Raw genomic sequence first — 24,687 nt, forward strand, 5'->3', positions numbered from 1 at the left:
GTAGCCCACCCCTTAGCCGTAGCCCGTAGCCCCCTCAACCCGCAGCCGCCGCCGAAAGCGGATCGTCAAGCACCGGCTGCCACGCCAACTCCGCCGCCCCGACCAGGCTGTTGTGGTCCAGCGTGCACGCCAGGATGGGAACCCCTCCGCTGCGGCCCCACAGGCTGCGGTCCGCGACGACGGCCCGCAGGCGGTCCGGGTCGGCGTCGAGGAGCGACCGGTGCAGGCCGCCGAGGATGATGCGGTCGGGGTTGAGGATGTTCACCAGGCCCGCGAGCCCGAGCCCGAGTCGGTCGATGAGGGCCTCGGCGGCCATCCGTACCTTCGGGTCGTCGAGGTTGTCGGCGAGGAGTTCGCGGGCCTGCTTGAGCAGGGAGAAGTCAGGGCCGGGTTCGCGGCCCGCCGCGTCGAGCAGGGCCAGCGGGTCCGTCTCGACGTCCAGACAGCCCCGGCTGCCGCAGTAGCAGGGGCGCCCCTCGGGGTTCACCGTGATGTGCCCGACCTCAAGGGCGAGGCCCGAACTGCCTGTGTGCAGGCGCCCGTCGAGCACGAGCGCGCCACCGACACCGCGGTGGCCGGTGGCGACGCACAGCAGGTCGCGCGCGCCGCGCCCCGCGCCGTGCCGGTGCTCGGCGAGGGCGGCGAGGTTCACGTCGTTCGCGGCGAACGCGGGCCGGTCGATGCCCGCCTCCCGTACCCGCTCGGCGAAGATCTCGCGGACGGGCGAGCCCGCGGGCCAGGCCAGGTGCAGGGGGTTGAGGGCGGTGCCCTCGGGTTCGGCGACGGCGGAGGGTACGGCGAGGCCGGCGCCGACGCAGTCGCGCCCGGTCTCGCGCAGCAGCCGGGCGCCGGCCTCCACGACCACTCCGAGCACCCGCGCCGGGTCCGGGTCGATGATGTCGCGGCCCGACGTGGTCGCGACGATCCGGCCGCCGAGGCCGACGAGCGCCGCGCGGTACCCGTCGGCGTGGACCTGCGCGGCGAGCGCGACGGGCCCTTCCTCGGCGACGGAGAGCCGGTGCGAGGGCCGCCCCTGCGAGCCCGCTGCGGCGCTCGGCTTGGCGTCGATCCTGATCAGCCCGAGCGCTTCGAGCTCGGCGGCGACGGCACCGGCGGTGGCGCGGGTCACGCCGAGTTCGGCGGTGAGGACGGCACGGGTGGGCGCGCGGCCGGTGTGGACGAGTTCGAGCGCGGGTCCGAGCGCGCCGCGTCCGCGTTCGAGGCGGGGCGGACGCGCGGATCCGGCCGCCTCGCCCGCCGTCTGTCCTCCGGCCCCCGAGGCCGCGTTGCCACGCATCAGCTACTCCTCGCCCTGATCACCGTGTCGCATCGTAACCGGTGATCGGTTCGGTCCTCCCGGGCGGGAACTCACCTGGGAGGCGGCGGTGGCCCGGCGAGTCCGGTGACGCGCATCGTGAGGTTCAGCCGGCCCCGCGCGAGACCGGTGGCCGGGTCGCCGGTGCCGGGGTACACCTTCGGCACGCCGTGGAACGCGAGCCGTGCCGGCCCGCCGAACACCAGCAGGTCCCCGGAGACCAGCTCCACGTCCTCGTACGGTCTGCCGCGGTTCTCGGTGTTGCCGAGGCGGAAGACGCAGGTGTCGCCGACGCTGAGCGAGACGACTGGGTCTGGGGACAGCTCGTCCTTGTCCTGGTGCATTCCCATGGTGGCGGCGTCGTCGTAGAAGTTGATGAGCGCCGTGTCGGGCTCGTAGGTGTCGCCTGCCGTCCCGTCCGCGTAGGCGTCGGCGAGCGCCCGCCTCCCCAACTCCCGCAGCCAGCCGGGGAAGGGAGCCACCTGCTCACCGTTCACGTCGGAGGCGGTGCGTGTGTAGCGGTACGGCTTCCAGTGCCATCCGACGCACACGGTCTGTACGGACATGACACCGCCGCCGGGCAGGCGGGTGTGGCGCATCGGGACGGGACCGGCGGCCCAGGCGCGGCAGGCGTCGACGAGGGCGCGCTGGGCGTCGGCGTCGAGCCAGCCGGGCACGTGCACCGCGCCGGGCGTGATCTCCCTGCGCTCCCGGGTCAGCGGGAAGAGCGGGGGCGCGTGCGGTTCGGGCCTGCCTGCCATGAGGCCATTGTCCCCGGTACACGGTGTGGGCGTCCCGGGGACCAGGTGGCCTGACAGGTCAGCGGCGCATCACTCCGACCAGTTCCGTCACCGTGCTGACCATCGCCTCGCGGCCCACGCTGAGGTACTTGCGGGAGTCGACGGCGTCGGGGTGCGCGGCGAGGAAGTCCCGGATGGCCGCCGTCATCGCGATGTTCAGCGCGGTGCCGACGTTGACCTTGGCGATGCCGCCCCGGACGGCCTGCGTCAGTTCGTCGTCACCGACGCCGGAGGAACCGTGCAGGACCAGCGGTACGCCGACGCCTTCCGCGAGCTGCCGGAGCAGTTCGTGGTCGAGGACGGCGGTGCGGGTGGTCATGGCGTGCGAGGAGCCGATCGCGACGGCGAGGGCGTCGACGCCCGAGTCGTTCACGTAGGCCCTGGCCTCGCCGGGGTCGGTGCGGGCCCCCGGCGCGTGGGCGTCGAGCGGCTTCGCGCCGTCCTTGCCACCGACCTCGCCGAGCTCCGCCTCGACCCACAGCCCGTTGGTGTGGCCCCACTCGGCGGCGGCGCGGGTGGCCGCGAGGTTCTCCTCGTAGGGCAGCCGGGCCGCGTCGTACATGACCGAGCTGAACCCGGCGTCGGCGGCCTGGCGGAGCAGTTCGTCGCTCTGGACGTGGTCCAGGTGGAGCGCGACGGGTACCCGGGCCGCCTCGGCGGTCGCGGCCGCGGCGCGCGCGAGGGGCAGCAGCCGCCCGTAGCGGTAACGCACCGCGTTCTCGCTGATCTGGAGGATCACCGGCGCGTCCGCCGCCTCGGCGCCCGCGACGACGGCCTCGATGTGTTCCATGGTGATCACGTTGAACGCGGCCACCGCGGTACGTGCCGCGGTGGCCTCGGCGACGAGCGCGCCGGTTGCTGCGAGGGGCACAGCCCCTCCTTTCGAATGGCTCTCGGAAGGATCAGGAGGCGCTGGGGTCGAGGATCACCGAGCGGGTGAGGTGGCGGGGCTGGTCGGGGTCGAGTCCGCGGGCGGCCGCGACGGCGACGGCGAGGCGCTGCGCGCGCACGAGCTCGGCGAGCGGGTCGAGGCCGCCCTCGATCCAGAGCGCGCCGGTGCCGGCCACCTGCTCGGCGAGCCCCTTGGGCGCCTCGCCGAGCATCCAGGTGGCGGTGCCCTCGGCGGTGACGCTGATGGGGCCGTGGCGGTACTCCATCGCGGGGTACGCCTCGGTCCAGGACAGGGACGCCTCGCGCATCTTGAGGGCGGCCTCGTTCGCCAGGCCGACGGTCCAGCCGCGTCCGAGGAACGTGAACTGGCCGCATTCCACGAGGCCTTGGGGCAGCGGCGTCTCCAGCGCGGTACGCGCGTCGGCGACCGCCTGCTCGGTGTGCAGGCCGAGGTGGGCGCGCAGGAGGGTGAGGGCGGTGGTCGCGAAGCGGGTCTGGACGACGGACTTCTCGTCGGCGAAGTCGAGGACGATCACGTCGTCGGCGACGTCGACGATCGGCGTGTTCGGGTCGCCGATGACGGCTGTCGTCCGGACGCGGCCCTTGACAGCGGCGAGCAGCTCGACGACCTCGGTCGTGGTGCCGGAGCGGGACAGCGCGATGAGGCGGTCGTACGGGCGGTCGGCCGGGAACTCGGAGGCCGCGAACGCGTCGGTCTCGCCCTGGCCGGACTGCTCGCGCAGCGCGGCGAAGGCCTGCGCCATGAACCAGGAGGTGCCGCAGCCGACGATCGCGACGCGCTCCCCGGGTGCGGGCAGCTTGGCCGCCTCGTCGGGGGCCTGTCCGGCGGCGCGCGTCCAGCACTCCGGCTGGCTGTTCAGCTCGTTCTCGACATGGCTCATGCCGTGCCCACTCCCTGTCTGGTGTCCGTGGACCGATCGATTTCGTCGAAATGCCCGGCGCAATCCACCGCAATACGGCGCGCTCGAACGGTCCCCCCGAGCTTATGCTCGTTCCTGCAAGATATCTCTAGGTTTCGAGCATATCCAAGCATCTGACGGTGCGCTAGGGTCACGGGAGATCGACGATTGGAGGCCGCGGATGTCCCGCGACGCCCGCTGGAAATCCCTGCTGGAGCTGCTCGTGGAGCGGGGCCGCCTGGATGTCGAGGAGGCGGCGGCCGACCTTGGAGTATCGGCGGCCACGATCCGGCGCGACTTCGACCAGCTCGCCGAGCAGCAGATGCTCGTACGCACCAGGGGTGGCGCCGTCGTCCACGGCGTCTCCTACGAGCTTCCCCTGCGCTACAAGACCGCACGCAACGCCTCCGAGAAGGAGCGTATCGCCAAGGCTGTCGCCGGACTCATCACCGTGGGTGAGGCGGTCGGCCTCACCGGCGGCACGACGACGACGGAGGTGGCGCGCGCGCTCGCGGTCCGCGCGGACCTCGCGTCCGGCTCCCCCGCCCTCACGATCGTCACGAACGCGCTGAACATCGCCAACGAGCTGGCGGTGCGCCCCCAGTTCAAGATCGTGGTCACGGGCGGCGTCGCCCGGCCGCAGTCGTACGAGCTCATCGGACCGCTGGCGGACGGCGTGCTGAGCCAGATCACCATGGACACGGCCGTGCTCGGCCTCGTCGGCTTCGACGTCACCCACGGCGCGACCGCGCACGACGAGGCGGAGGCAGCCATCAACCGCCTTCTGTGCGAGCGCGCCGAGCGCGTCATCGTCGCGGCGGACTCCACCAAACTGGGCCAGCGCGCCTTCGCCCGGATCTGCGCGACGGACCGCATCGGCACCCTGGTCACCGACAACGCGGTGGACCCGGACACAGTGACCCGCTTCGAGGAGGCGGGGGTCAAGGTCGTCGCGGTCTGAGCACCCATGTCCCGCCTGTGACCCTGCCCGTGTCCCACCTGTGGCCCTGTCCGCCCGGACGGGGCCACAGGCATGTCCGGCGGATGTCGCGCCCGTCACCCCTGCCCGCACTCGCTTGCCCAATACACGGACCACCCCCTACGCTGATTTTGTGCCGACACTGAACAAACTAGGGACCGTCAAGGACACCGGCCCCACAACCCCGCGTCTGAGCCGTCTCCGTATCGCTCTCACCGTCTTCTTCGCCCTCGACGGGTTCGTGTTCGCGGGGTGGGTCGTGCGCATTCCCGCCGTGAAGGAGCGGACCGGCGCGTCCGCCAGCACGCTCGGGCTCGCACTGCTCGGGGTCTCGGCGGGGGCCGTGGTCACGATGATGCTCACGGGGCGTCTGTGCCGCCGGTTCGGCAGCCATCCGGCGACCGTGGTGTGCGGTGTGCTGCTGTCGCTGAGCGTCGCGCTGCCCCCGCTCACCCACTCGGCACTCACTCTCGGCCTCGTCCTGCTCGTGTTCGGCGCCGCTTACGGCGGGATCAACGTGGCGATGAACAGTGCCGCCGTCGACCTGGTCGCCGCCCTGCGCAGGCCCGTCATGCCGAGTTTCCATGCCGCGTTCAGCCTCGGCGGAATGCTCGGCGCCGGGCTCGGCGGCCTGGTCGCGGGGCACCTCTCCCCCGCCTGGCATCTGCTCGCCCTCACCGTCGTCGGCCTGGCCGTGACGGCGGCCGCGGGCCCCACCCTGCTCCGGCACGAGGCCCCGACGGCCGCCGAGCCGCGGACCGCGCCCAAGTCACCGGCGGGGCGAGCACGCGGACTCGTCCTCGTCTTCGGGCTCATCGCCCTGTGCACCGCGTACGGAGAAGGGGCGCTCGCCGACTGGGGTGCGCTGCACCTACAGGAGGACCTGGACGCGCACCCTGGCATCGCGGCCGCCGGTTACTCCTGCTTCGCCCTGGCCATGACCGTCGGCCGGCTCAGCGGGACGACGTTGCTCGAACGCCTGGGCCGCACCCGTACGTTGGTGTTCGGCGGGGCCACCGGCGCGGCCGGGATGCTCCTCGGTTCGCTGGCCCCCACGGCGTGGGCGGCGCTTCTCGGCTTCGCCGTGACGGGGCTCGGTCTCGCCAACATCTTCCCCGTAGCTGTCGAACGCGCCGGGGCCCTCGCCGGCCCCACCGGCGTAGCCGCCGCGTCCACACTCGGCTACGGCGGAATGCTGCTCGGCCCGCCGATGATCGGCTTCATGGCGGACTGGTTCTCGCTCCCCGTCGCACTGACCAGCGTGGCCGTACTGGCGGGCGCCGCCTCGCTGATCGGATTCGCCACCCGGCGCTCCGCCGTCACGTAATCACGCCCCCCTCAAGACCGCGTCCCGGGCACACCCTGTCGGGCAGACTCCCGTCATGGAGACCTCGGAACACATCGAGACGCTCGCCGAAGAGGGCCGGCTCCTCGCCCGCGCCGCCGAGTCGGCGGGCACAGCCGCCAAGGTGCCGACCTGCCCGGGCTGGGACGTACGTGACCTGCTGCGACACGTGAGCATGGTGCATCGCTGGGCGACCGCGTTCGTCGCCGAGGAGCGCATGGCGTACCACCCGGGCGAGGGGCTCGCGGAGTTGGACGGGGCGGAGCTCGTCGCGTGGTTCCGCGAGGGGCACGAGCGGCTGGTGCGGACACTGACCGATGCCCGGCCCGACGTGCGGTGCTGGACGTTCCTGCCCGCGCCGTCGCCGCTCGCGTTCTGGGCGCGCAGGCAGGCGCATGAGACGACCGTCCACCGGGTGGACGCCGAGTTCGCTCTGGCGGGGACGCCCGGCGTGATTCCCATAGAGCTGGCGGTCGACGGGATCGAGGAGTTGCTGCTCGGTTTCCACGCGCGGGCGAGGAGCAAGGTGCGGTCGGACGTTCCGCGGCTGCTGCGCGTACGGGCCACCGACGCCGGCCGGACATGGACCGTGCGGATCTCGCAGGGGGTGCCGGTCGCGGAGCGGGAGGGCGCGGGCGAGGCCGACTGCGAACTGTCAGGTCCGGCGGCGCGGCTCTATCTGTCGCTGTGGAACCGGCTGCCGTTCCCGCGCATCACCGGGGACGCGACGCTGGCGGCGCTGTGGCGGGAGCGGTCGGCAATCAATTGGACATGAGGCGCACGCGGGGCCAGGCGGACATGACGCCACCCCACGTAGCCTCGACGCGTCACCCCTCCGCGTCGCCCGCCAGCATCCGGCTCAGCACCGCCCGCTGCAACGGACGCACCTCCGCGTGCAGGTCGCGCCCCTTCGGCGTCAGCGTGACGCGTACACCCCGACGGTCCTCGGGGCACATCCCACGCTCCAGGAGGCCGTCCTTCTCCAGGCGGCCGATGAGGCGCGACAGGGCGCTCTGGCTGAGATGGACCTGCGAGGCGATCTCCTGCACGCGGTACGAGCAGGTGCCGTCCTCCGCCGCGCCCTCGGCGAGGACGTCGAGGACCTCGAAGTCGCTGGCGCCCAGGCCGTGCTGGTGCAGCGCGCGATCGAGTTCGCACATGGTGCGCGCGTGTACCGCGAGGATGCCCCGCCACTGATCCACGAGGCCGGGATCAGCCTTTTTCGCCGTCATAACCGCACCGTAGCAGAAAAGACAGGCATTGTTGCACTGGAATTAAATGCACTTGCAGTCAATGCGTATGCATGTAGTCTGCTCCGCATGACCTCTCCGCTCGCCAACTCCCCCGCTTCTCAGGAACGTTGGTCCCCGCGTCTGTGGGGCACCCTGCTCGTGCTCTGCGCCGCGATGTTCCTCGACGCGCTCGACGTCTCGATGGTCGGCGTCGCCCTGCCGTCCATCGGCACCGAACTCCACCTGTCGACCGCGACCCTCCAATGGATCGTCAGCGGCTACATCCTGGGCTACGGCGGCCTGCTGCTCCTCGGCGGACGCGCGGCCGACCTGCTCGGCCGGCGCCGGGTGTTCCTGATCGCCCTCGGCGTCTTCGCCCTCGCGTCCCTGCTCGGCGGACTCGTCGACTCCGGGCCGCTGCTCATCGCGAGCCGCTTCATCAAGGGCCTCAGCGCCGCGTTCACCGCACCCGCAGGCCTGTCGATCATCACGACGACGTTCGCCGAGGGGCCGGTCCGCAACCGCGCGCTGTCCATCTACACGACCTGCGCCGCCACCGGTTTCTCCATGGGCCTCGTCCTGTCCGGCCTCCTCACCGAGGCCAGCTGGCGCCTGACCATGCTGCTGCCCGCGCCGATCGCCGTCATCGCGCTGCTCATCGGCATCAAGCTGATCCCGCACAGCGAACGCGAGAAGAACCACCGCGGCTACGACATCCCCGGCGCCGTCACCGGCACCGCGTCGATGCTGCTCCTCGTCTTCACCGTCGTGCAGGCACCGGAGGCGGGCTGGGCATCGGCCCGTACGCTGCTGTCCTTCGCGGCCGTCGCCGTCCTGCTCGCGGTCTTCGTCACCATCGAACGCCGCTCCCCGGGCCCGCTGATCCGACTCGGCGTACTGCGCTCCGGCCCGCAGATCAGGGCCCAGCTCGGCGCCATGGCGTTCTTCGGCTCGTACGTGGGCTTCCAGTTCCTGGTCACCCTCTACATGCAGTCCCTGCTCGGCTGGTCCGCGCTGCACACCGCGCTCGCGTTCCTGCCGGCCGGCGCCCTCGTGGCCCTCAGCTCCACGAAGGTCGGCGACATCGTGGACCGGTTCGGCACGCCGCGCCTCATCGCGGTCGGCTTCACCTTCATGGTGATCGGCTACGCGCTGTTCCTGCGCATCAACCTCGACCCGGTCTACGCGTCCGTCATCCTGCCGACGATGCTCCTCATCGGCGCCGCCTGCGCCCTGGTGTTCCCCTCGCTCAACATCCAGGCCACGAACGGCGTCCACGACGACGAACAGGGCATGGTCTCGGGGCTTCTCAACACGTCCGTGCAGGTCGGCGGCGCCATCTTCCTCGCCGTCGTGACGGCCGTCGTCACCGCGAACGCCGGTGAGGGCTCGTCGCCGCAGGCCGTCCTCGACAGTTTCCGGCCCGGGCTCGTCGTCGTCACGGCGATCGCGCTCGCGGGTCTGCTGATCACGCTGACCGGGCTGCGGACGCGGCGTCCGGAGGCCACGGTCGTGATCGCGAAGTCGGTCCACGAGGAGACGGAGCCCGTACGCGTCGCCGTCCACGACTGACGCACAGACTTTTCGAGCGAGCCCACGTGGGTGCGCCCGGCCGGCAGTCCCCTGCCCGCCGGGCGCAGATTTACGTAGGCCTGTCAGCCGAGCCAGCCCGGCCGCACCAGGCCCGACTCGTAGGCGAGGACGACCAGTTGGGCCCGGTCGCGTGCCCCGAGTTTCACCATCGTGCGGCTCACATGGGTCTTCGCGGTGAGGGGGCTCACGACGAGGCGGCGCGCGATCTCCTCGTTCGACAGGCCGATGCCGACGAGCGCCATCACCTCACGCTCCCGCTCGGTGAGCTGCCCGAGCGACTCGGCCGCCGCGGGTTCCTTGGAGCGCGCCGCGAACTCGGCGATGAGGCGGCGCGTCACCCCCGGCGACAGCAGCGCGTCGCCGTGCACCACCGCCCGTACCGCGCGCAGCAATTCCTCCGGTTCGGTGTCCTTGACGAGGAACCCGGAGGCTCCGGCGCGGATCGCCTCGAAGACGTACTCGTCCAGCTCGAAGGTGGTCAGCATGACGACCTTCACCTCTTCGAGGGCGGTGTCCTCGCTGATGCGGCGGGTCGCGGCGAGTCCGTCGAGGACCGGCATCCGGATGTCCATCAGGACGACATCGGGCCGCAGTTCACGGACGAGGCGCACCGCCTCGTCGCCGTCGGAGGCCTCGCCCGCGACCTCGATGTCGCCCTGCGCGTCGAGCAGTGCCCGGAATCCGGCGCGGACGAGCGACTGGTCGTCGGCGAGCAGTACGCGGATCAACGGTTCTCCTCCGTCGGCGTGAGCGGCAGTTCGGCGAGCACCCGGAAGCCGCCGTCCGGGCGCGGCCCCGCCTCGATCGTGCCACCGAGGGCGGCGGCCCGCTCCCGCATTCCGGCAAGCCCGTTCCCGCTCCCGCCGGCCGCCTCGCGACTCGCCGGGCCGTCGTCGTCGATCCGCAGGGACAGCACTCCGGGGCCGTACCGCACCTCTACGCGCGCGTGACGCGACTCCGAATGCCGTACGACGTTGGTGAGTGCCTCCTGGACGATGCGGAACGCGGCGAGGTCGGCGCCGGGCGGCAGGGCGACGCGGGTGCCCTTCGTGGTGGTGTCGACCGTGAGGCCGGCGGTCGCGGCCTGGTCGACGAGTTCGGGGAGCCGGTCGAGGCCGGGCGCCGGGGCGCGCGGGGCGTCGCCCGGGGTGCGGAGCGTGTCGAGGACCTGGCGGACCTCCCCGAGCGCTTCCTTGCTCGCGGCCTTGATGGTGGTGAGGGCGGTGCGGGCCTGTTCGGGGTCGGAGTCGAGGAGGGCGAGGCCCACGCCCGCCTGGACGTTGATGACGGAGATGGAGTGCGCCAGTACGTCGTGGAGTTCCCGCGCGATGCGCAGGCGCTCCTCGTCGGCGCGGCGGCCCGCGGCCTTCTTGCGCTCGGCGCGCTCCTTGGCCCACTGCTCGCGGCGTACCCGGACCAGCTCGGAGAAGGCAACGATCGCCAGGACCCACGCCGCGATGACGCCTTCCTGCCCCCAGGACGCGGCCCGGTCACCGGCGGGCGGCAGATACGCGTACAGCCAGTGCGCCACGAGGACGTGCCCCACCCAGAACGTGCCGACCGCCGCCCACGCGGCCCTCCGGTGCCCCGAGACGATCGCGGCGTAACAGCCCACGGCGACGGTCACGAAGACCGGCCCGTACGCGTACCCCGCGCCGAGATACACCGTCGCGCACACCGCCGTACCGAATGCGACGAAGACCGGATAGCGCTGGCGCCACAGCAGGAGGACGCCGCCCGCGATGAGCAGGAGGCGTGCGAACACGTCGAGTTGGGCGCGCTCGGACTGGCCGTGCGCCGCGAACGTCGACCCGACGAGGACGAACACGGTGATCAGGACCGTGGACCGCCACGGCCACCGCGGACCGTGCCCCTCGTCACCCCACCAGGGCGGCCCGTGGCGCCTGAGGTGCGGCGGCCCGCCCCACGTCCGGGGCGGTCCGCCGCGACCGCGTACGTGCTGCTCGTCCATGACGGCAACGCTAGACGGCTCACGCGGTTGTGAGCGTCAGCCGGGCGTGGTGATCACGGGTACTCCTTGGGGAGTACGGGGGTGGGGGCGCGGGGTGTGTGTGCGGGGGGTGATGTGGGGCCTGCGAGATCGGTGTGCGGGGTCGGTGTGCGGGGTCGGCGTGGGGAGCGCTTGGTGTCAGGCGCCGGGCAGGGTCAGGCCCACGCCGTGGGCGAGCTGGGTGGCCGCGTGCCTGAAGAAGGCGGCGCGGTCCTCGACGACCCGGTTGAACTGGCCGAACAGCTCGAAGCCGATCAGCCCGAACAGCTGCGCCCAGGCGGCGACGAGTGCGGCCACCACCGCCGGCGGCAGGTCGGGCGCCAGGTCCGCGGCGAGCCGCTCGGCCTCGGGACGCAGCTCGGCGGACAGCGGCGGCTCCGCGACACCGAGGCCCTGGTACGCGTCCCGGGCGATGCCGATGAGCAGCAGCCCGACGCGTGCCGCGGCCGGAACGGTCGTCATCGGTGCGGTGTAGCCGGGCACGGGCGAGCCGTAGATCAGCGCGTACTCGTGGGGTTGGGCGAGGGCCCAGGCGCGTACGGCCTCGCTGACGGTTACCCAGCGGCGCGCGGGCGTGATCCGGCCGCCCTTGCCGCGCAGGGCCTCGTCCGCCTGCTCGGCGGCTTCGCCGATGGAGTCGTAGGCGTCGATGATCAGGGCCGTCAGCAGGTCGTCGCGGCTGGGGAAGTAGCGGTAGAGCGCGGAGGAGACCATGCCGAGCTCGCGGGCGACCGCGCGCAGGGACAGCTTGGCGGCGCCCTCGGCGGCGAGCTGTCTGCGGGCTTCGTCCTTGATGGCGGCGGTGACTTCTTCGCGCGCCCTGGCCCGGGCTCCTCGTGCGGTGCTCATGCGGGCAGTGTGCCATGTGCGGGGAGCGGTGCACACGTTCCGGAGCGGTGCATACGTTCCGGAGCGGTGCATACGTTCCGGAGCGGTGCACGCTCTTTGGAGCGGCGCACATGTTAGGGAGCACCGCACACTCCCGAGAGCGGCGCACAAAAAAGAGAGCACTGCTCTTGCTTTGGATCACCGATCCGGCGCACACTGGTCTCAAGCGAGAGCACCGCTCTCGGAACCGGCTCCGGCCGGTCCACACCACATACCTGGGAGCACCCCATGACCACGAACAGCACCCCCGCCTCCCCCACCCCCTACTACCTCAAGAGCAGCCCGCTCCAGGTGCGGCTCAACGGCGTGATCGGCTGGCTCGCGCGGCACGGCGTCAGCCTGAAGGGTTCCGCCGAGCTCTCCGTACGCGGTCGCAAGAGCGGCCAGATGCAGCGCATCCCGGTCAACCCGCACACGTACGAGGGCGCGCAGTACATCGTCTCGGCGCGCGGGCAATCGCAGTGGGTGCGGAACATGCGCGTCGCGCAGGCCGGTGAGCTGCGGGTCGGGCGCAAGGTCCGTATGTTCACCGCGACCGAGGTGCCCGACAGCGAGAAGCCGGCGATCCTGCGGAGCTACCTGGAGAGGTGGGGCTGGGAGGTCAACGGGTACTTCAAGGGCGTCACCGCCACGTCGACCGAGGACGAGCTGATCGCGGCGGCGCCCGACCACCCGGTTTTCCGGATCACGGTCGACAAGTAGCCCGCACCACGCCTGCCCGCCGCCTCCGTGGCACACCTGACCACTGCCCAGGCGCCACGCCGGCCGGCCGCCTCGGCGCCACGCCGGCCCGCCGCCCAGGTGGCACGCCGCCCACCAGGACGCGCCACCACCGCTCGCCCTATGACTCCGTCGACCCGGTCGACCCCGACCCAGCCGCAGACCCAGACCCCGCCGCCGTCTCCGCCTCCGGCGCCCCGTCCCCGCCCGTCCCGCCCGTCCCCTCCATCCGGCTCAGCATCCGCCCCGCGAGGGGATGCGTCCGGACGATCTCGGCCAGCGTCGTCACGCCCTGCGTGATCCGGGCGAACGCCCGCCACGCGGGCCGGAACCCGGTGACCGCCGCGTGCATCATGCCGGGCCTGCGCTCGAAGACGTTCAGCATCCGGCGGCCCACGCTCATCTCGACGCCGAGCCCGGCCTTGACCGCGAACGCGTAGTTCAGCGCTTGCCGGCGCGCGTCCACCGCGTCGTGCGCCTCGCACACCCGTACCGCCCACTCCCCCGCGAGCCGGCCGGACCGCAGCGCGAACGAGATGCCCTCGCGGGTCCACGGTTCGAGCAGTCCCGCCGCGTCACCGCACACGAGGACCCGGCCGCGCGACAGCGGCGAGTCGTCGGCGCGGCAGCGCGTGAGATGGCCGGAGGAGATCGACGGCTCGAAGCCGGCGAGGCCGAGCCGGGCGATGAAGTCCTCCAGATACCGCTTGGTGGCGGCGCCCTCGCCCCGCGCGGAGATCACGCCGACCGTCAGGGTGTCCCCCTTGGGGAAGACCCAGCCGTAACTGCCGGGCATCGGGCCCCAGTCGAGGTGGACGCGGCCCTTCCAGTCCTCGGCGACGGTCTCGGGCACCGGGATCTCGGCTTCAAGGCCCAGGTCGACCTGGTCGAGCTTCACGCCGACATGTGCCCCTATGCGGCTGGCGCTGCCGTCCGCTCCGACGACGGCGCGCGCGAGGATCGTTTCGCCGTCCTGGAGGATCACGGCGACGGTGCGCCGGTCCGGCACGGCCGCGCCGTGCTGCTCCACGCGCGAGACGGAGGTGCCGGTACGCAGTTCGGCGCCCGCCTTCTGGGCGTGCTCGACGAGCCGCTGGTCGAAGTCGGCGCGGTTCACGAGCCCGAAGAGGGTGTGCCGGGCGCGCCGGGTGCGGGTGAACTTCCCGTCGAGGGAGAACGTCACCGCGCCGATGCGGTCCCGCAGGGGCAGTTCGAAGCCCGGGGGCAGCGCGTCGCGCGACGGTCCGATGATGCCGCCGCCGCACGTCTTGTACCGGGGCAGTTCGGCCTTCTCCACGAGGAGGACGCTGCGTCCCGTGACGGCCGCGGCATAGGCGGCCGAGGCGCCCGCGGGGCCCGCGCCCACCACGACGACGTCCCACACCCGCGCGCCGTCGGCGGCGTCCGCCGCCTGCTCGCCCGCTCCGTTGCCGCCCGCCGAGTTCTCGCTGCTCACGATGGTCTACCGCTCCCGATCACGCCGCCTGCCGCACCTTTCCCGGGGCATCCTACGGCGGTGCCCTCCGCGCCCCTTGTGGGAGGATCGGCAGCCGCGTACGTACAACACACCACGTACACCACGCGCACACACGTATCAAGACACGTAGCAACACACGTAACCCACACGTCGCACCTACGAGGAGCGTGCCCATGTCGCCGAATCCGATCGCCGAGACCGTCGCCTCGCTCATGCCCGGGGCCCGGACCGAGCTCGCCGAACTGGTGGCGTTCAAGTCGGTGGCGGACTTCGACCAGTTCCCGAGGAGCGAGAGCGAGGGCGCCGCGAACTGGGTGGCCGACGCGCTGCGCGCCGAGGGCTTCCAGGACGTCGCACTGCTCGACACCCCGGACGGGACACAGTCGGTGTACGGGTTCCTGCCCGGCCCCGAGGGCGCGCCGACCGTCCTGCTCTACGCGCACTACGACGTCCAGCCGCCGCTCGACGAGTCGGCGTGGGTCACGCCGCCCTTCGAACTGACGGAGCGTGAGGACGGGCGCTGGTACGGGCGCGGGGCCGCCGACTGCAAGGGCGGCGTCCTGATGCACCTCCTCGCGGTGCGGGCGCTGAAGGCCAACGGCGGTGTCCCGGTGAGCGTCAAGGTGATCGCCGAGGGCTCCGAGGAGCAGGGCACGGGCGGCCTGGAGCGGTACGCCGAGCAGCACCCCGAGCTGCTGAAGGCCGACACGATCGTCATCGGTGACGCGGGCAACTTCCGGGTCGGCCTGCCGACCGCGACGTCGACGCTGCGCGGCATGACGCTGGTGCGGGTCCAGGTGGACACGCTCGGCGGCAATCTGCACTCGGGGCAGTTCGGCGGCGCGGCCCCGGACGCGCTCGCGGCGCTGGTGCGGATCCTCGACTCGCTGCGCGCGGAGGACGGTTCGACGACGGTCGACGGGCTCGCGGGCGACGCTCAGTGGGACGGTCTCCAGTACGACGAGGAGCAGTTCCGCGCGGACGCTAAGGTCATCGACGGTGTCGAGCTGATCGGTTCGGGCACGGTCGCGGACCGCATCTGGGCGCGCCCGGCGGTCACCGTCCTCGGCATCGACTGCCCGCCGGTGGTCGGCGCGACGCCGTCGGTGCAGGCCGGGGCGCGCGCCCTGGTCAGCCTGCGGGTGCCGCCGGGCACGGACGCGGTGGAGGCGACGAAGCTCCTCGTCGCGCACATCGAGTCGCACACCCCGTGGGGCGCCCGCGTCCAGGTCGAACACATCGGCCAGGGCCAGGCCTTCCGCGCGAACACGGCCAGCCCGGCGTACGCGGCGATGACCGAGGCGATGAGCGTCGCGTACGACGGCCAGGAGATGCAGTACGCGGGCCAGGGCGGCTCGATCCCGCTCTGCAACACGCTCGCGTCGCTGTACCCGGAGGCGGAGATCCTCCTGATCGGCCTGAGCGAGCCGGAGGCGCAGATCCACGCGGTGAACGAGAGCGTGTCGCCGGAGGAGCTGGAGCGCCTGTCGGTGGCGGAGGCGCTGTTCCTGCAGAAGTACGCGGCGATCTGAGTCCGGCGCCTGTAAATCAAGGGCCGGCGCGCCGCATTCGCCCCGGGCGGAAGTCTTCCGCCCGGGGCGTAACCGTACGCCCACGGCGGCGGCCGGTGCCTACGTTCTGGTCATGAGTGTCTACGGCATCATCGATGTGATCGAGGTCGTCCCGCGTCTGCACCTGTTCCGTTTTCCGGTGGGGCAGGCCTATCTGTGGGACGACGGGGACGAGTTGACCCTGGTGGACGCGGGGACCGCCGGGGCCGGGCAGGAGCTCGCCGGCGCGGTGCGCGCGCTGGGCCGCCATCCGCGTGAGGTGCGCCGGGTCGTCCTCACGCACTTCCACGAGGATCACGCGGGCGGCGCGGGCGAGTTCGCGGCCCTCAGTGGGGCGGAGGTGTACGCGCACCGGCTCGACGCGCCTTTCGTACGCGGTGAACGTCCTGGGCCCGACCCGGTGATCGAGGAGTGGGAGCGGCCGTTCTACGCGGAGGCTCAGAAGCGGCTTCCGCCGCGGCCGGTGGAGCCCGTACTGCCGGATGTAGTACGGGAGTTGACGGACGGGGATGTGCTCGGCTTCGGCGGGGGCGCCTGCGTCGTGGCGGCGCCCGGTCACACGGACGGCAGTGTCGCCTTCCATCTGCCGCACCACGGCGTGCTGTTCACGGGCGACGCCGTCGCCGCGTCCCCGGTGGACGGGCAGGTCATGCTGGGCGTGTTCAACCTCGACGGCGAGCGGGCGCTCGACTCCTTCCGCACGCTGGCCTCGCTGGAGTCCGACGTGGCGTGCTTCGGGCACGGTGATCCTGTGGTCGGCGGGGCGTCGGCGGTTCTGAGCGCGGCGGTCGCCCGCTACCAATGAACGCGTTCGGGGCGTCAGCCCACCGGCACTCCCGCCTCCAGATACAGCGCGGCGCCGCGTTCGCGGGCGCGGAGTGCCCAGCGCAGGCGTTCGTACCGCACGGGCGGGAGCATTCCGGCGGCCTCCTGTTCGGTGACGAAGCGCCAGCCGCGTAGCTCCGGTCCCGGCAGCAGGACCCGTTCCGCCTCGGTTCCGTCGAGGCGTCCGCCGTCGAAGAGGAGGCGCAGGCCGCCGAACGCGGGGGCCACGGGTGCCTCCCAGTCCACGACGAGCAGACCCGGCAACTCCGCGAGCTGTATCCCGGTCTCCTCGGCGACCTCGCGCACACCCGCGCGCGCGGGCGCCTCGCCCGGTTCCACCACACCGCCGGGGAACTCCCAGCCCGCCTTGTAGGTGGGGTCGACGAGCAGCACACGGTCCTCCTCGTCGAAGAGGAGCACGCCGGCGGCGACCGTCTCGCCGGTGGGCTCGGGCGTCTGCACTATGTCGCACGCCTCGACGGCTCCGGTCCGCACGGCTTCGGCGATACGGACGGCGGCCTGGTACGGGGTGAGCGTGCTGGTGTCGACGGGGTGGGCGTCGGCGGTGAGCCAGGTGGCCAGCGCCGTGCGGTAGCTCTCGATGTGGTCGTAGGAGAGGCCGGGGCCGGGTATCGCGGCGCCCGGCGCGCCTCCCGCGCCCGTCGCAGCCGGCGCCTCCCGCTGTGCCGTCCGCTCCCGCAGGATCGTTTCAGCCGGGGCGAGGAGCACATGGCGTACGGGGATCCGGCGGGCGGCGAGGCCGCCGAAGATCTCGTCGCGGTAGTCCTGCCTGAGCAGGGTCCCGGGGACGACGAGTACGCCGCCGACCTCGGCGAGCAGCGCGGCCGCGGTGTCGACGACGAGCCGGCGCCAGATCCGCAGGTCCTGGATGTCGGCCACTTCGGCCAGATGTTTCGCGGGCAGCAGCCGCGCCACTTCCCCGGCGATCTCCTCGGGGTCGAAGAGCGTGCTGTTCGGGATCAGCTCGATCAGTTCCCGTGCGGTGGTGGTCTTCCCCGCACCGAACGCACCGTTGATCCAGACGATCACGGCTCCCCCTCCTCAGTAGGCCCCCTGAGGCTTGCCCGCAACAGCGTGCAAAGAAAACCAGGGCCTGATGGGGGCGCGCCCAGCGTACGCCTCGCGCGCCGTGACAAGGTCCGTGAACGAGCCGCGAGTGCCGCCTAGGATCCGCTCCGTGGACCTTCCCGAAGACCTGATCCGTATGCAGCACGACGCCGATGACAAGGGCCGCACCCTGGAGCATCTCGACGACGGGGAGCGTCAGGCGCAGCGGGAGGCGTGGTTCGCGGCGGCGGCCGAGGTCGAGGCCGCGGTCACCGCGTACGCGCAGGAACAGGGCATGAACCCCCACGACGTCGAAAAGGCCCTCCGCCAGGCCGCCCGCGGGCCGCATCCGCACGGCTGACCCTCTGCGCAGCCGTCTCCGCGCGTCACCCCGCGCAGCCACCCCCACGCCTGCGCCCTACCCCTTGCTCGACCCCAGCGTGAGTCCCGCGATGAAGTGCCTCTGCAGGAGCAGGAACACGAGGATGGTGGGGAGCGCCACCAGGACCGAGCCGGCGGCCAGCAGGTTGTAGTCCGTGAAGAACTGGCCGCGGAGGTTGTTCAGGGATGACGTGATCGGGAGTTTGTCGGGTTTCGAGATGAAGATCAGGGCCCAGAGGAAGTCGTTGTAGACCCAGGTGAATTCGAGCGTGCCGAGTGCCGCGAGAGCGGGTCTGCACAGGGGCAGTGTGATACGCCAGAACTGGGTCCACAGGCCCGCGCCGTCGACGATCGCCGCCTCCAGGATCTCCTGGGGAAGCGTCCGCATGTAGTTCGCCAGGACGAAGACGCAGAAACCGATCTGGAATCCGACGTTGACCAGGATCAGCGCCCAGTAGGAGTCGTACAGCGTCAGTGAGTCCGACATCCACCAGGGCAGTGGGATCTTCAGGAAGAGGACGTACAGCGGGGTGACGATCACCTGGGGCGGCAGGAGGTTTCCCGCCGTGAAGAGCATCAGGAGGACGATTCCGCCGCGCACCTTGAGGCGCGAGACCGCGAATGCCACGAACGCGGCGAGAAACAGCGTGATCAGTACGGCCGGGACCGCGATGATCAGCGTGTTCGTGAAGTAGTGGCCCATTCCCGATTCGGTGAAGGCCTTGCGGTAGTAGTCGAAGGACAGGTGCTCGGGCAGCGAGAAGTAGCCGTGCTGCGCCGTTTCCTCGTAGGGCCGCAGTGATGCGTAGACGGCGAGCAGGAGGGGTGCCAGGAATGCCAGTGAGACCGCTGCCAGGAAGAGATGCACCCCGAAACGGCCTCGTCGGCGCGGGAGTTCGGGGCGGCGGCGGTCGTCGTCGGCCGGTGTCCGGTCCGGGGTAGCCGGCGTCGTCGTACTGATGTCGGCGGTCATCGGTCGCGCGCACCTCGCAGCTCTTGGACCAGGAACGTCACGATGAATCCGAGGGAGACCACGAGCAGGACGACCGCGATGGCCGAGCCGAATCCGATACGGCTGGCCTCGCCGATGACGTTGTCCGTGATGAGGACGGACAGCATTTCCAGGCCGTTGCGGCCCTTGTTCACGGCATAGACGATGTCGAAGGCGCGCAGGGATTCGATGACGGTGATGACGCCGACGACGACGTTGACCGGGCGCAGTGTCGGGAAGACGACGCGCAGGAATGTCTGCCGTGCGTTCGCGCCGTCGATCGCCGCGGCTTCTTTCAGGGTCGGGTCGACGGATTTCAGGCCGGCGAGATAGAGGATCATCACGTATCCGGTGTGCCGCCAGCTCGCGGCGAGCATCATCATCCAGATGTTGATGCGGGAGTCGCCCAGCCAGTCGATCGGGTTCTCGTGGTTGCCGAGAAAGGTGTTGATGACGCCCTGGTCGGTGCCGAGGATGAGCTGCGCCATGAATCCGACGACGGCGAGTGAGAGCACGACCGGCATATAGAGGGTCGACTGGTAGAAGCGGCTGAAGCGCACTCCTCGGTCGATGAGGACGGCGAGGAAGAGGCCGAACGGCGTGGCCACCAGGCCGAGAAAGGCGAGCCACAGGAGGTTGTGGCGCACGGCCGGCCAGAACGGCGGGTAATTGTCGACGAGGTTCTTGTAGTTGTCGCCGCCGACCCAGTGCACGTCGCCGATGCCGTCCCAGGAGGTGAAGGACAGGCCGATGGAGGCGAGTGTGGGGCCCCAGACGATGACGATGTCGAGGAGTACGGGAATTCCCAGGAGCAGGGCGAGGACGGCGAGGTCCCGGCGGGTGAAGCGCCGCCGCCCTCGCCGACCTTCGCGCCCCCGCCCTCGCTGCCCTTCGCGCCGCGCGGTGCCAGTCGCCACGGAACGCGTTCCCCCGGTGCTCAATTGACGCCGCCCACCCAACTGATGCCCACTCAACCGACGCCCGCTCAACTGACGGCGGACGAGAAGATTTCCTTCTTCTGCCGCTCGATCCGGTTGACGAGGCCGTCGACGTCCTTCGGGTTTCCGATGAAATCCTGGAGCGCCTTGATCATCACGGTCTGCGCGAAGTCGGGCCGGGTGTCGCGGTCCATGAACTGCGAGATCTGCTTGGCCCCGGAGACGAGTTCGGCTGATTTCTTCTGCAGCGGGCTGTACTTGGAGGTGTCGGCGCCGTCGTTCACCGCGACGTTGTTCGGGTCACCCGCCAGATAGACGTCCTCGGCGCCGGGCGTTCCGAGATACTTGAGCAGTTCCTTCGCCGCTTCGGGGTTCCTGGACTTCTTGGCGATCAGGAATCCGTCGATGGGTGCCTCGACGGCGTCCTGTCCGTACTGCGGGTCGATCTCCGGGAAGGCGAAGAAGTCGATGTCCTCGCGCTCGTTCGCCGGGAACTGCTGGCCCGGGTGCGGCATACCGAAGACGGCCATGCCGGTCTGGCGTTTCTGCAGGCCCTGCGCGGCCTCCTCCCAGGTCCGGCCGAGGGCGCCCTTCTGGTAGTACGGCATGAGTTCGCGCCACAGGTCGAAGACCTTCTTGACCTTGGTGTCGGTCCAGGCCTCGGTGCCCGCCATGAGGCCTTTGTGGAAGTCGTATCCGTTCAGGCGCATGTTGATGTAGTCGAAGGTGCCCATCGCGGGCCAGCCGTCCTTGTCGCTGAACGCGACCGGGGTGCCGTCCTTGTGCATCGTCTTCGCGAGGGCGATGAAGTCGTCCCAGTTCTTCGGCTGCGCGTAACCGCGCTTGTCGAAGAGGCTCTTCCGATGGAACACGGCCCACGGATAGTAGTAGTACGGCACGAAATACTGCTTGCCGTCGTGCGTCGACTGGTCCTTGAGCGCCGGAGAGAAACCCTTGAACCCCTTCCAGACGTCGTCCACGTCCGTCAGGAGCCCCTTCTCGGCGAAATACTGCATTCGGTAACCGGCGAACCACATGAAGACGTCGTCCGGGGTGCCCTGGAGATAGCGTGTGATGTTGGTCTGGAACTCGTTGTGTTCCGTGGTGTTGACGTCGACTTTCTTCCCGGACTTCTTCTCGTAGGCCGCGAAGGCCGCCGCGAAGGCCTTCTTGGGCACCTCGTCCGAGGCGTTGGACCCGACGGTGACCGTCTTCTTGTCGCCGCCAGGGCCGCTCCCGCACGCCGTGAGCAGTGCGGGGAGCGTGAGCGCCCCCGTACCGAAGGCCGCGCTCCGCAGAAGGCCCCGACGGGACATCCGATGTCCCGTCGCGCTCTGGTGCTCGCCGGAACCGTAGATCGATGACTGCGCCATGTCCCTCTCCTAGGACCGCAACCCAACACAACCGAACGCGCGGGTTGGATCACACTCTCAACTCCCTTATTCGTCAAGGGCTTTGACGGGACATCCGGCAACCGTTACCTCATCTCTTCCAACAGAGTCGAACACGGCCTAACGTAAGCGCTCTCCAGTGACACGAACGCGAACCTCACTCCACTGTCCGTGAGTACGGAGGAACGTAACGATGCGTCACCTTCCCACCCGCACCTCACGCACCACCCGCCGAAGAATCGTCGGAGCGCTGGCCACCGGGCTGCTGTGCGCGGCAGGCGTCACGGCCCCGGCCGCGCAGGCCGCGCCACCGCCCCCCGAAAGGCCCGAGACGGCCAAAGCACAGGCGTCCCCCGCCCTCGCCGACGGTCTCGCCCTCACCCCTCCCATGGGCTTCAACAACTGGAACTCCACCCACTGCCGCGCCGAGTTCAACGAGTCGATGGTCAAGGGCATCGCCGACCTCTTCGTGGACAAGGGGCTCAAGGCCGCCGGCTACGAGTACGTCAACCTCGACGACTGCTGGGCCATGCCGACCCGCGACCTCGGCGGCAAACTCGTCCCGGACCCGATCCGCTTCCCCCACGGGATCAAGGCCGTCGCCGACTACGTCCACTCCAAGGGCCTCAAGCTCGGCATCTATTCGAGCGCGGGCACCAAGACGTGCAGCTCCGTCGGGTTCCCCGGCGGGCTCGGGCACGAGTACAGCGACGCCCAGCAGTTCGCGGACTGGGGCGTCGACTACCTCAAGTACGACAACTGCAACAACCAGGGCGTCGACGCGAAGCAGCGCTACCGCACGATGCGCGACGCCCTCAAGGCCACCGGTCGGCCCATCGTCTACTCCATCTGTGAGTGGGGCTCCAACAAGCCCTGGGAGTGGGCCTCCGACGTCGGACATCTGTGGCGCACCACCGGTGACATCAGCGACAGCTGGGGCTCGATGCTGTCGCTGATGAAGCAGAACCTGCCGCTCGCCCCGTACGCGGGCCCCGGCCACTGGAACGACCCCGACATGCTGGAGGTCGGCAACGGCGGGATGACCGCCACCGAGTACCGCACGCACTTCTCGATGTGGTCGATCATGGCGTCACCCCTCCTCATCGGCACCGACCTGCGCAAGGCCTCCGCCGAGACCCTCGACATGCTCAGCAACCGCGAGGTCATCGCCGTCGACCAGGACCCCCTGGGCATGCAGGGCTCCGTACTCTCCTCCGAGAGCGGGCGCTGGGTCGTGAACAAGGAGATGGCGGACGGCAGTCGCGTCGTCGCGCTCTTCAACGAGTCGGGCACCGCCCAGCGCATCGCCACGACGGCAGGCGCGGTCGGCCTGCCGGACGCCGACGCCTACACCGTGCGCGACCTGTGGCAGCACAAGAGCTACAACACGGCCGGGACGATCTCGGCGACCGTGCCCGCGCACGGGACCGTTCTCGTACGGGTCTCCGCCGACGACAAGTGGGCGCAGAACCCGCCCGCCGTCGAACTCGGCCTGGGCGGCTCGCCGTTCGTCGAGGCGGGCAGGCCGGCCACGCTCACGACGACCGTCACCGACCTCGGCCGCACACCCGCGCGCCAGGTGTCCGTCGCGCTGAGCGGGCCCGCCGGATGGACGGTCGAGCCCAGCTCGCCGACCGGCTCCGCCGCCGTACCGACCGGCAAGGCGCTCTCGACATCGTGGACGGTGACGGCTCCGGCCGGGACCAAGACCGGTGCGTACGACCTGTCGCTCAAGGCCACGTACCTCTCCCCCACCGGGACGGCCGTCGAGAGCGTGCTGCCCCTGACCGCGCACGTCGTCGTCGCGCCACCGGCCGGGACGTCGTCGCTCGGTGATCTGCCGTGGCTGTCCACGAGCAACGGCTGGGGCCCGGTCGAACGCAACACCAGCAACGGCGAGAGCGCCGCGGGCGACGGCCACCCGATCACCATCGGCGGTGTGGTCTACGCGAAGGGGCTCGGCGTGCACGCGAACTCCGCGGTCGAGTTCTACACCGGCGGCGCGTGCACGAGCGTCACCGCACATGTGGGCGTCGACGACGAGACGGGGGCGAGGGGCACCGTGGCGTTCGAGATCTGGGCCGACGGGAAGAAGGTGGCGTCGACCGGTGTCCTGACCAACGCCGATGCCGCGCAGGCGATGTCGGCCGATGTGAGCGGCGCGCAGTCGGTGCGGCTGGTCGTGACCGACGGTGGCGACGGAGTGGACTACGACCACGCGGACTGGGGGGACGCGACGCTGTCCTGTTAGCAGCGACCAATCAGCTGAGCGGGGGCGGGACTTGATGTCCTGTCCCCGCTTCGCGGAAACGGCGTCCTCAGCTCAGCAACGCGTCCCGGTCGCGCGTGAGCGCCGCCGCTGCCGCTCCGACGAGGCCCGCATCCGTACCCATGAGGGCCGGGGTCACCGTGAGCCGCTGGACGAACGACAGCGTCGCGTAGTCCCGCAACGAGCGGCGCAGCGGGGCGAAGAGGGCGTCTCCCGCCTTCGCCACGCCGCCGCCGATCACCGCGATGTCGATCTCGACGAGCGTGGCCGTCGCGGCGATGCCCGCGGCCAGCGCCTGGGCGGCGCGCTCGAAGGAAGCGACGGCCACCCTGTCGCCTGCGCGTGCGGCGGCCGCGACCGCCGCCGCCGACACGTCGCCGTCCGCGCCGGGGCGCCATCCGCCGTCCAGGGCGCGGCGCGCGATGTTGGGCCCGCTCGCGATCCGCTCGACGCAGCCGCGCGCGCCGCACGGGCACGGTTCGCCGTCCAGGTCGACGCTGATGTGTCCGATGTGGCCCGCGTTGCCGGTGGGTCCCGGGTGCAGGGTGCCGCCGAGGACCAGGCCGCCGCCGACGCCGGTGGAGACCACCATGCACAGCGCGTTGTCGTGGCCCCGGGCCGCGCCCTGCCAGTGCTCGGCGGCCGTCATCGCGACGCCGTCCCCCACGAGTACGACCGGCAGGCCGCCGGTGACGGCGCGGACGCGGTCGACGAGGGGGAAGTCGCGCCAGCCCGGCACGTTGACCGGGCTCACCGTGCCGGTCGAGGCGTCGACCGGGCCGGCGCTGCCGATGCCGACGGCCCGTACGCCTCCCCACAGCGGGGCGGCCGTCAGCTCGCCCAGCACGCTCTCGACGGCCCGCATCACCGTGGTCCCGTCCTCCTTCGCCGGAGTGGGCCGCTGTGCGCGCAGGAGGATGCGGCCGTCGCCGTCCACCAGGGCTCCGGCGATCTTGGTGCCGCCGATGTCGAGCGCGGCGACGAGGTCGGTCTGCATCGGTGTGAGAACTCCTGGGGAGGGGGGAGGTCGGGGAAGGTCAGGTCGGAAAGGGTAGGCCGAAAGCGCAGGTCGCCGATTGCGA

General features: G+C 71.1%; 23 protein-coding genes. 9 read left to right on the forward strand and 14 right to left on the reverse strand.

Annotated elements, in window-relative coordinates:
* Positions 1–34: 34 nt before the first annotated feature.
* The 4 genes from ABZ893_RS14520 to ABZ893_RS14535 all read right to left on the reverse strand — a co-directional run bounded on the left by ABZ893_RS14520 (position 35) and on the right by ABZ893_RS14535 (position 3,908).
* A complete protein-coding gene (locus ABZ893_RS14520) occupies positions 35–1,297 on the reverse strand; it encodes an ROK family protein (protein ID WP_361402167.1) in 1,263 nt (420 codons plus the stop codon).
* Positions 1,298–1,368: 71 nt separating this feature from the next.
* Positions 1,369–2,076 (reverse strand): alpha-ketoglutarate-dependent dioxygenase AlkB, encoded by a 708-nt coding sequence (locus tag ABZ893_RS14525; protein WP_361402170.1) that lies wholly within the window; start codon positions 2,074–2,076, stop codon positions 1,369–1,371.
* Positions 2,077–2,134: 58 nt separating this feature from the next.
* Positions 2,135–2,986, reverse strand: a complete 852-nt coding sequence (locus ABZ893_RS14530) for a class II fructose-bisphosphate aldolase (protein WP_361402173.1) — start codon at positions 2,984–2,986, stop codon at positions 2,135–2,137.
* A gap of 31 nt (positions 2,987–3,017) precedes the next feature.
* Positions 3,018–3,908 carry an SIS domain-containing protein gene (locus ABZ893_RS14535; RefSeq protein WP_361402176.1) on the reverse strand — a complete coding sequence of 297 codons (891 nt, stop codon included), beginning with the start codon at positions 3,906–3,908 and terminating at the stop codon, positions 3,018–3,020.
* Between the two features lie 199 nt (positions 3,909–4,107).
* On the opposite strand from ABZ893_RS14535, the gene ABZ893_RS14540 reads away from it, so the two are divergent.
* The 3 genes from ABZ893_RS14540 to ABZ893_RS14550 all read left to right on the forward strand — a co-directional run bounded on the left by ABZ893_RS14540 (position 4,108) and on the right by ABZ893_RS14550 (position 7,025).
* Positions 4,108–4,887 (forward strand): DeoR/GlpR family DNA-binding transcription regulator, encoded by a 780-nt coding sequence (locus ABZ893_RS14540; protein ID WP_361402179.1) that lies wholly within the window; start codon positions 4,108–4,110, stop codon positions 4,885–4,887.
* A 151-nt stretch (positions 4,888–5,038) separates the two neighbouring features.
* Positions 5,039–6,232 carry an MFS transporter gene (locus ABZ893_RS14545; RefSeq protein ID WP_361402182.1) on the forward strand — a complete coding sequence of 398 codons (1,194 nt, stop codon included), beginning with the start codon at positions 5,039–5,041 and terminating at the stop codon, positions 6,230–6,232.
* A 55-nt stretch (positions 6,233–6,287) separates the two neighbouring features.
* Positions 6,288–7,025, forward strand: coding sequence for a maleylpyruvate isomerase family mycothiol-dependent enzyme (locus tag ABZ893_RS14550; RefSeq protein ID WP_361402185.1), 738 nt, complete (start codon positions 6,288–6,290; stop codon positions 7,023–7,025).
* Positions 7,026–7,077: 52 nt separating this feature from the next.
* Here ABZ893_RS14550 and ABZ893_RS14555 read toward each other — a convergent pair whose 3' ends face one another.
* Entirely contained in the window at positions 7,078–7,482 is a 405-nt protein-coding gene (locus ABZ893_RS14555; RefSeq protein WP_361402188.1) for a MarR family transcriptional regulator, read from the reverse strand.
* 87 nt (positions 7,483–7,569) lie between these two features.
* On the opposite strand from ABZ893_RS14555, the gene ABZ893_RS14560 reads away from it, so the two are divergent.
* Positions 7,570–9,054 (forward strand): MFS transporter, encoded by a 1,485-nt coding sequence (locus ABZ893_RS14560; RefSeq protein WP_361402191.1) that lies wholly within the window; start codon positions 7,570–7,572, stop codon positions 9,052–9,054.
* Positions 9,055–9,137: 83 nt separating this feature from the next.
* Here ABZ893_RS14560 and ABZ893_RS14565 read toward each other — a convergent pair whose 3' ends face one another.
* From ABZ893_RS14565 to ABZ893_RS14575, 3 genes are all read right to left on the reverse strand, one after another.
* The gene (locus ABZ893_RS14565; protein WP_361402194.1) at positions 9,138–9,803 is read right to left on the reverse strand and encodes a response regulator transcription factor; all 666 of its coding nucleotides are present in this window, start codon (positions 9,801–9,803) and stop codon (positions 9,138–9,140) included.
* A complete protein-coding gene (locus ABZ893_RS14570) occupies positions 9,800–11,047 on the reverse strand; it encodes a sensor histidine kinase (protein ID WP_361402197.1) in 1,248 nt (415 codons plus the stop codon). The genes ABZ893_RS14565 and ABZ893_RS14570 overlap by 4 nt, the downstream gene beginning before the upstream one ends.
* A 177-nt stretch (positions 11,048–11,224) precedes the next feature.
* Entirely contained in the window at positions 11,225–11,935 is a 711-nt protein-coding gene (locus tag ABZ893_RS14575; protein WP_361402200.1) for a TetR/AcrR family transcriptional regulator, read from the reverse strand.
* A gap of 267 nt (positions 11,936–12,202) precedes the next feature.
* Here ABZ893_RS14575 and ABZ893_RS14580 point away from each other — a divergent pair, with 267 nt between their 5' ends.
* On the forward strand, positions 12,203–12,676 hold the full coding sequence (locus tag ABZ893_RS14580; protein WP_361402202.1) for a nitroreductase family deazaflavin-dependent oxidoreductase: 474 nt from the start codon (positions 12,203–12,205) through the stop codon (positions 12,674–12,676).
* Between the two features lie 139 nt (positions 12,677–12,815).
* Here ABZ893_RS14580 and ABZ893_RS14585 read toward each other — a convergent pair whose 3' ends face one another.
* Positions 12,816–14,078, reverse strand: a complete 1,263-nt coding sequence (locus ABZ893_RS14585) for a geranylgeranyl reductase family protein (protein ID WP_361402470.1) — start codon at positions 14,076–14,078, stop codon at positions 12,816–12,818.
* Positions 14,079–14,344: 266 nt separating this feature from the next.
* On the opposite strand from ABZ893_RS14585, the gene ABZ893_RS14590 reads away from it, so the two are divergent.
* Entirely contained in the window at positions 14,345–15,703 is a 1,359-nt protein-coding gene (locus ABZ893_RS14590; protein ID WP_361402205.1) for a dipeptidase, read from the forward strand.
* A 130-nt stretch (positions 15,704–15,833) separates the two neighbouring features.
* On the forward strand, positions 15,834–16,547 hold the full coding sequence (locus ABZ893_RS14595; protein ID WP_361402472.1) for an MBL fold metallo-hydrolase: 714 nt from the start codon (positions 15,834–15,836) through the stop codon (positions 16,545–16,547).
* Between the two features lie 14 nt (positions 16,548–16,561).
* Here ABZ893_RS14595 and ABZ893_RS14600 read toward each other — a convergent pair whose 3' ends face one another.
* Entirely contained in the window at positions 16,562–17,617 is a 1,056-nt protein-coding gene (locus tag ABZ893_RS14600) for an NUDIX domain-containing protein (protein ID WP_361402208.1), read from the reverse strand.
* Positions 17,618–17,765: 148 nt separating this feature from the next.
* Between ABZ893_RS14600 and ABZ893_RS14605 the strand changes: the two genes are divergently transcribed.
* A complete protein-coding gene (locus ABZ893_RS14605; protein ID WP_361402211.1) occupies positions 17,766–17,996 on the forward strand; it encodes a hypothetical protein in 231 nt (76 codons plus the stop codon).
* A 57-nt stretch (positions 17,997–18,053) separates the two neighbouring features.
* Here ABZ893_RS14605 and ABZ893_RS14610 read toward each other — a convergent pair whose 3' ends face one another.
* The 3 genes from ABZ893_RS14610 to ABZ893_RS14620 form a co-directional block, all read right to left on the reverse strand.
* Positions 18,054–18,989: a carbohydrate ABC transporter permease gene (locus tag ABZ893_RS14610; RefSeq protein ID WP_361402214.1), complete on the reverse strand. Its 936-nt coding sequence runs from the start codon at positions 18,987–18,989 to the stop codon at positions 18,054–18,056.
* Entirely contained in the window at positions 18,986–19,924 is a 939-nt protein-coding gene (locus ABZ893_RS14615; protein WP_361402217.1) for a sugar ABC transporter permease, read from the reverse strand. Before ABZ893_RS14615 ends, ABZ893_RS14610 begins: the two co-directional genes overlap by 4 nt.
* 68 nt (positions 19,925–19,992) lie before the next feature.
* Positions 19,993–21,261: an ABC transporter substrate-binding protein gene (locus tag ABZ893_RS14620; RefSeq protein ID WP_361402475.1), complete on the reverse strand. Its 1,269-nt coding sequence runs from the start codon at positions 21,259–21,261 to the stop codon at positions 19,993–19,995.
* A gap of 268 nt (positions 21,262–21,529) precedes the next feature.
* Here ABZ893_RS14620 and ABZ893_RS14625 point away from each other — a divergent pair, with 268 nt between their 5' ends.
* Positions 21,530–23,587, forward strand: a complete 2,058-nt coding sequence (locus ABZ893_RS14625) for an NPCBM/NEW2 domain-containing protein (RefSeq protein WP_361402220.1) — start codon at positions 21,530–21,532, stop codon at positions 23,585–23,587.
* A gap of 67 nt (positions 23,588–23,654) precedes the next feature.
* Here the strand turns inward: ABZ893_RS14625 and ABZ893_RS14630 are convergent, their stop codons facing one another.
* The gene (locus tag ABZ893_RS14630; protein WP_361402223.1) at positions 23,655–24,602 is read right to left on the reverse strand and encodes an ROK family protein; all 948 of its coding nucleotides are present in this window, start codon (positions 24,600–24,602) and stop codon (positions 23,655–23,657) included.
* Between the last annotated feature and the right edge of the window lie 85 nt (positions 24,603–24,687).

Source organism: Streptomyces sp. NPDC046821, from assembly GCF_040645335.1.
GTDB lineage: Bacteria > Actinomycetota > Actinomycetes > Streptomycetales > Streptomycetaceae > Streptomyces.

What these genes read in the sequence shown, in the direction of transcription:
- ABZ893_RS14520 (WP_361402167.1), bottom strand. Translation starts at nt 1,297, where the DNA reads ATGCGTGGCAACGCGGCCTCGGGGGCCGGAGGACAGACGGCGGGCGAG.
- ABZ893_RS14525 (WP_361402170.1), bottom strand. Translation starts at nt 2,076, where the DNA reads ATGGCAGGCAGGCCCGAACCGCACGCGCCCCCGCTCTTCCCGCTGACC.
- ABZ893_RS14535 (WP_361402176.1), bottom strand. Translation starts at nt 3,908, where the DNA reads ATGAGCCATGTCGAGAACGAGCTGAACAGCCAGCCGGAGTGCTGGACG.
- ABZ893_RS14540 (WP_361402179.1), top strand. Translation starts at nt 4,108, where the DNA reads ATGTCCCGCGACGCCCGCTGGAAATCCCTGCTGGAGCTGCTCGTGGAG.
- ABZ893_RS14550 (WP_361402185.1), top strand. Translation starts at nt 6,288, where the DNA reads ATGGAGACCTCGGAACACATCGAGACGCTCGCCGAAGAGGGCCGGCTC.
- ABZ893_RS14555 (WP_361402188.1), bottom strand. Translation starts at nt 7,482, where the DNA reads ATGACGGCGAAAAAGGCTGATCCCGGCCTCGTGGATCAGTGGCGGGGC.
- ABZ893_RS14560 (WP_361402191.1), top strand. Translation starts at nt 7,570, where the DNA reads ATGACCTCTCCGCTCGCCAACTCCCCCGCTTCTCAGGAACGTTGGTCC.
- ABZ893_RS14570 (WP_361402197.1), bottom strand. Translation starts at nt 11,047, where the DNA reads ATGGACGAGCAGCACGTACGCGGTCGCGGCGGACCGCCCCGGACGTGG.
- ABZ893_RS14575 (WP_361402200.1), bottom strand. Translation starts at nt 11,935, where the DNA reads ATGAGCACCGCACGAGGAGCCCGGGCCAGGGCGCGCGAAGAAGTCACC.
- ABZ893_RS14580 (WP_361402202.1), top strand. Translation starts at nt 12,203, where the DNA reads ATGACCACGAACAGCACCCCCGCCTCCCCCACCCCCTACTACCTCAAG.
- ABZ893_RS14590 (WP_361402205.1), top strand. Translation starts at nt 14,345, where the DNA reads ATGTCGCCGAATCCGATCGCCGAGACCGTCGCCTCGCTCATGCCCGGG.
- ABZ893_RS14610 (WP_361402214.1), bottom strand. Translation starts at nt 18,989, where the DNA reads ATGACCGCCGACATCAGTACGACGACGCCGGCTACCCCGGACCGGACA.
- ABZ893_RS14620 (WP_361402475.1), bottom strand. Translation starts at nt 21,261, where the DNA reads ATGTCCCGTCGGGGCCTTCTGCGGAGCGCGGCCTTCGGTACGGGGGCG.
- ABZ893_RS14625 (WP_361402220.1), top strand. Translation starts at nt 21,530, where the DNA reads ATGCGTCACCTTCCCACCCGCACCTCACGCACCACCCGCCGAAGAATC.
- ABZ893_RS14630 (WP_361402223.1), bottom strand. Translation starts at nt 24,602, where the DNA reads ATGCAGACCGACCTCGTCGCCGCGCTCGACATCGGCGGCACCAAGATC.